The sequence below is a fragment of the Pseudomonas sp. Irchel s3b6 genome (genome assembly GCF_900187415.1).
Lineage (GTDB): Bacteria > Pseudomonadota > Gammaproteobacteria > Pseudomonadales > Pseudomonadaceae > Aquipseudomonas.
In genome coordinates this window covers 1-1925 of record NZ_FYDM01000035.1, presented here as the reverse complement: position 1 = coordinate 1925, position 1925 = coordinate 1, and the positions used below count along the sequence as shown (strand labels likewise).

Here is a 1925-nt window from a genome sequence, read left to right as displayed (position 1 = left end):
CGGATCGAGTAGGAGGCGGTTTCACAACCGCCGTCCTCTCACACCACCGTACATACGGTTCCGTATACGGCGGTTCAGGTTATGCGGCTAAGCCGGTTAATCGTTTCCAGTATTGAGACAAGCCCCAGCGCATCCCATTGCTTCTTAGGCAGAGCCAGATTCATATGGGGCGCCCCCGCGTTCCACCACGGGCCTCGACCGTTAACGGCTGATTTCCAGGCGGTCACCTCGCTGAGCCCAAGGCGTCTCAGGTTGCGAGCCCTCGTCGAGGGCCGCTTCCAGTGGCGCCACACGACACAACGGAGTTTTCGACGCACCCAGCCATCAAGCTCTTCAAGAGGACCTTTGCTTTGGCTGAGCCTGAAGTAGCCAGCCCAGCCACGCAGTACGGGGTTTAGTTGCTCGATTACATCCGACAACTTTCGGCCCCGCGCTCCACACAGCAGGTCTCTGAGTCGGTCGCGCAAGCGACCCAAACTCATCGTCGCCACCCTCAGTCTCGGTTGCCGATGTGAACTCATCCCGTAACCCAGGTAGCCACAGTCCCAAGGCCGCGCCACGCGGCTCTTTTCCCGATTCAGACTCAGTCTCAAACGCTGATTCAGGAACCGCTCAGTGCTAGCCATCACTCGTTCGCCGGCACGACGACTGCCCACGTAAATGTTCGCGTCATCGGCATAGCGCACGAAGCGATGACTCCGCCGCATAAGCTCTTGGTCGAGTTCGTTGAGCAGGATGTTCGACAGCAACGGCGAGAGCGGGCCGCCTTGCGGCGTCCCCTCCTGTCGTCGACTGGCGATCCCGCCCGACATCACACCGGCCTCGAGATAGCGGCGGATCAGCGTGAGCACACGCTTGTCTTCGATTTGGCGCGCTACGTAAGCCATCAATACATCGTGGTTGACCCAATCAAAGAACTTCTCCAGATCAAGTTCCACGCACCAGCGGTGACCCGCCGCCACATGGGCACGGGCTGTTTCGATGGCTTGGTGAGCGCTTCTGCCCGGACGAAAGCCGTAGCTGTAGTCCGAAAACAACGGATCAAAGATCGGCGTGAGCTGTTGCAGCAGGGCTTGTTGGATCAGGCGATCCACGACGCTGGGGATACCCAGTTGTCTTGTCCCGCCTTTGGGCTTGGGGATGTCGACGGCGCGTACACCTTGCGGGTGGTACTCGCCGGCCAGCAGCCGAGTCTTGAGGATCGGCCAATACTGTTTCACATAGCCCGCCAATTCGTCGACCGTCATGTCATCAGCACCCGGCGCACCCTTGTTGCTGACTACGCGTTGATACGCACGCTTGAGGTTGGCTGGTGCAAGCACCCGCTCCATCAGCGTGTCCGGCTCCGCGTTCGTCCACGCCACAGACGCCGCCGATGCTTGTGCCCTGTCAGCCGTCATCCTCGGATACCGTCCGGGACTTGGGGAAACAGTCTTCTCTTGGAGAATATTCTGCGTTTCAGCATTCGACGAGACTCTGGCGCCTACTGGCGGCATAACCTGTTCGGCCCTTGGTGGCGGGGTTATTCGCCACTTACTACGGCCTCGGCTGACTTCTGCACGCTCATCCCGTCGCCTCTCGACGCTCGGTAGCACACTGGCAAACGGGCAGATCTCCCAGGGTAATTCGCGCGACCTTCCTGCTTATGCCTGTCGGATCCACGTCGTAGCGTTCCGTGCAAGTATTGGGCTTTGACGATATGCGCCGTCTTACCCCGCTACGCCGCCTAATCCGCTTCCTGTTCGTCAGGCCAGCATTTTGCCTCGGGCTTCCTTCAGATTCGCGGTCACCCGCGACACCCTTGCCTCTGGCTAACACTTCCCCTTGCCGGGTGTGTAGAGGACTTGCACCTCCAAGTCACCAGCGTGGCCACCATAGCCAAACTGGTTGCGCTTACGCGCAACGCGCCATGCCTGGCGCACGCA

At 60.0% G+C, this 1925-nt stretch carries 1 protein-coding gene; it reads right to left on the bottom strand.

The features are described from left to right. Nucleotides 1–74: 74 nt before the first annotated feature. On the bottom strand, nt 75–1496 hold the full coding sequence (ltrA, locus tag CKW07_RS25030) for a group II intron reverse transcriptase/maturase (RefSeq protein ID WP_095147508.1): 1422 nt from the start codon (nt 1494–1496) through the stop codon (nt 75–77). Nucleotides 1497–1925 lie beyond the last annotated feature (429 nt).